Raw genomic sequence first — 3,350 nt, forward strand, 5'->3', positions numbered from 1 at the left:
GGTAGGCGCAGCGCGGCGTGGCTTGGGCCACGGGTGCCGAAACCACCACGGGCGGGCACCACCCACGGCCAACCACGGCACCGTACCCACGCGCACCACCCTGCCGCAGCGACCGGACAGAGGCCGGTCTTGCGGCTGGTGCGGTTCCGCCCTCCGCGCGCGGTCAGTCGCCCAGGCGTTCTTCCAGGAAATTGTCCATCATCTTCCAGGCCCGCTTGGCTGCGCGCGGGTCGTACAGGCAGCCCGGCGGACTGTCGGCATCGGACTCGGCAAAGCAGTGCACCGCTCCGCTGAAATTGACGAACTGCCAATCCGCACCGGCGCTGTCCATCTCCTTGCCGAACGCGGCGATGTCCTCGCCCGTTACCCCCTGATCGGCGGCCCCGTTAAGGACCAGGATCGGCACCTTGCCGCTGCCTGCCGGCGCCGGACTCGGGGTGGACAGGCCGCCATGCAGACTCACCACCCCGGTCAAGGGCAGGCCGGCACGCGCCATCTCCAGCACCGTGGTGCCACCGAAACAGAAACCGACCGCGGCGATACGGCCGGCGTCCAGCGGCGCCTTGCCGGCCTGCGCCTCCAATGCCTGCAATGCCGCACCGGCCCGGGCACGCAGCAGGGCCCGGTCATCGCGCAAGGGTTTGGAGGCCGCAGCGGCTTCGGTGTTGTCCTTGGGTCGTATGTCCTTGCCGTAGACATCGGCCACCAGCACCACATAGTCGTCGCCGGCAATCTGCCCGGCCTTGGCGACGGCGGATGCGTTCACGCCACGCCAGTTGGGCACCATCACCACACCGGGTCGGCGGGCGTCACCGTCGTCGTCATAGACCAGCACGCCGCTGTACGACGCGCCATCGTGCTGCCATTCCACCGTGCGCTGCTGCATTTTCGCCGCGGCCGGCAATGCCACCGCCAGCCACAGGCCCGCCACTGCCACCGGCCACTTCCGTTCTGCTCGCATCGGACTTCTCCGCTCAGGGGTGCGGCGAGTTTAAGTCCGACGGGCCCCAGCCCGGGTGATTGCCGGGATTCAGCCGATGCCTAGCCCGGGAATGGCGCTGATGCTGTCCGGATCAAAGCCGGCCAGCGCGGCGAAGTGGCGGCCACGCGCCACGTAGTCGCTGTAAGCGCCAAAGCTCGGCGCGCCCGGTGACAGCAGCACCACCCCGCCCTGCGCGCCCAGTGCCGCACGCGCCAGTTCCACCGCCTGCGGCAGATCGGCGGCCGCATGCAGTCCGAACCGGCCAGCCTCGGCCAGCGGTCGCAGCAGGTCGTTGATGCGCGGGCCGTTGCCGCCCATCGTCACGATCTCCACCGGCGGCACGTCATGGGCCATGTGCGCGAGGAAATCGCTCCAGTCCAGGCCGCGATCGTGGCCGCCGACCAGCAGCGCGATGCGCTGCCCGGCAAAGCAGTCCAGCGCCGCCAGCGAGGCATGCGGGGTGGTGCTGATCGAATCGTTGACCCAGCGCAGCCCATCGCGCTCGCCCAGCAGCTGCAGGCGGTTGGGCAGCGGCCGGAAGCTCCGCACTGCCGGCGCCAGGGCCACGGCATCCAGTCCCAGCGCTTCGATGGCGGCCAGTACCGCGCACAGGTTGCCGCGGTTGTGCCGGCCCGGCAGCGGCGTATCCGCCGTATCGAACACCGGCTGCGCGCCGCGATGCACCACCTCGCCGACCATGTGCCAGCCTTCGGGCTGGTTGAACCAGACGATCTTGCTGTGCGGCAATTGCAGCGCGCGCAGATGCGCGTCGGCGGCATTGAGCACGGCCACCCGCGGATGACCGCCGGTCACCAGTGCCAGCTTGTCGTCGATATAGCGCTGCTCGCTGCCGTGCCAGTCCAGGTGCTCGGGAAAGATGTTGAGCACGATCGCGACATCCGGCCGCGCGCCACTGCGCGCTACTTCCCCGGTCTGGTAGCTGGACAGTTCCACCGCCCAGTATTCCGGTGCCGGTTGCGGATCCAACGCTTCGAGCAGGGGCAGGCCGATATTGCCGGCCAGGCCGGTGCGATGCCCGGCCGCGCGCAGCAGGTGCGCCAGCAGCGAGGTGGTGGTGCTCTTGCCCTTGGTACCGGTCACGCACACCGTGTCGGGCAAGGTGCCATCAGGGCCGGCATGCTCGCTGAACCACAGCGCGGTACCGCCGATGAACTGCGTGCCCAGTGCCTGCGCCTGCAGCGCCTCGGGCTTGTACGGGCTGATCCCCGGTGACTTGATGACCACCTCGAAGCGCGCCAGCGCCGCGCCGGTGACGTCGGTTTCCACCTGCAGCGCGCCCGCGGTTTCGGCACGCGCGGCCGCGGCCTCGGCCGGCGGACAGAACAGCGTCAGTGGCAGTTGCGGCAGGCGTTCGCGCAATACGGCAAATGCCGCACGGCCCTCACGCCCCCAGCCCCACAACGCAACCCGCTTGCCTTCAAGCTGCGAAATTCGCACGCAGACGCTCCCACAGGCTGCCGGGATGCGGTGTTCGCCGTCGATGACCAGCAACGGTTCGATCTGCAGCTCGTCCGCCGCCAGGGTCGGCTGGATCAGGCTGGCGAAACGCTTGACCAGCACGTCCTCCTTCCAGTCCGCACGCGCGGCCAGCGTGGCCATCGCCGCACGCGACTCCTTGCCCTCGCCCACGCACTCGAACGGCTTGTGGTCGCCGAATTCCAGCAGCGCGTCGTAGCCGCCGGCCTGTTCGCTGTCATCGAGCAGGTTGCGGCCAAAGATGCGCACCAGCCGGGTCTTGGGCATGAACGGGGCCAGCGCCAGGAACACGAAGTGACACTTCGGACAGACGCCGCACCAGCGGTTCACCGGGCGCTCGCCGAGGATGTGGAAGTTGCGGTTGCAGCTGGAGAAATGCGCGTCGTAGTAGTCGGTCCTGGCGAACTGGCGGGCCACTGCCAGCTCCGACAGCGGCCGCAGCAGCGAGTAGTAGTGCAGGTCGGCCGCCACGTGCTGCTGCACATGCTCGCCGAACGCCTGCTCGAACGCCCAGCCCTTGGACCACTGATGGTTGACCTCGCCGGTACCGGCGATCTGGCTGCCGTAGCTGGCCGAGCGTTCGTTGGAGAACACCACCTGGTCCACGCCCTGCACCAGCGCGGCCAGCACCATGATCGCCGAGTTCACCGCGGTCACCGGGATATGGCCGTTCCAGGCCCCCTGGCGGTTGAGCTCGAACAGCTCCGGGGCCAGCGTGCGGCCGATATTGAGCGTCGGCAGACCGGTGCGGTCGGCACAGGCGCGGATCAGCTGCGAGCCGCCGATCCAGGTCACCGTCTCGGCCACGCCGGCATGGCGCAGCGCTCGATGCTGACCAGCGAATCCTTGCCGCCGCCAATGGCCACCAGCG

At 69.2% G+C, this 3,350-nt stretch carries 2 protein-coding genes and 1 pseudogene; all 3 read right to left on the reverse strand.

Annotated features, from left to right (window positions below):
- Nucleotides 1-163: 163 nt before the first annotated feature.
- Nucleotides 164-961 carry a dienelactone hydrolase family protein gene (locus tag JCM9942_RS12590; RefSeq protein ID WP_054660077.1) on the reverse strand — a complete coding sequence of 266 codons (798 nt, stop codon included), beginning with the start codon at nucleotides 959-961 and terminating at the stop codon, nucleotides 164-166.
- 69 nt (nucleotides 962-1,030) lie between these two features.
- Complete coding sequence (gene murD, locus JCM9942_RS12595) at nucleotides 1,031-2,440, reverse strand: UDP-N-acetylmuramoyl-L-alanine--D-glutamate ligase (RefSeq protein WP_054660079.1); 1,410 nt, start codon at nucleotides 2,438-2,440, stop codon at nucleotides 1,031-1,033.
- Nucleotides 2,421-3,350 (reverse strand): annotated as a pseudogene (locus tag JCM9942_RS18370) (MurL-like N-terminal domain-containing); the annotation flags it as partial. The gene murD and the pseudogene JCM9942_RS18370, both read right to left, overlap by 20 nt.

This window comes from Stenotrophomonas pictorum JCM 9942, from assembly GCF_001310775.1.
Classification (GTDB): domain Bacteria; phylum Pseudomonadota; class Gammaproteobacteria; order Xanthomonadales; family Xanthomonadaceae; genus Stenotrophomonas; species Stenotrophomonas pictorum.

Excerpts from the sequence above, each read along its gene's own strand:
- JCM9942_RS12590 (WP_054660077.1), bottom strand. The coding sequence starts at position 961 with ATGCGAGCAGAACGGAAGTGGCCGGTGGCAGTGGCGGGCCTGTGGCTG.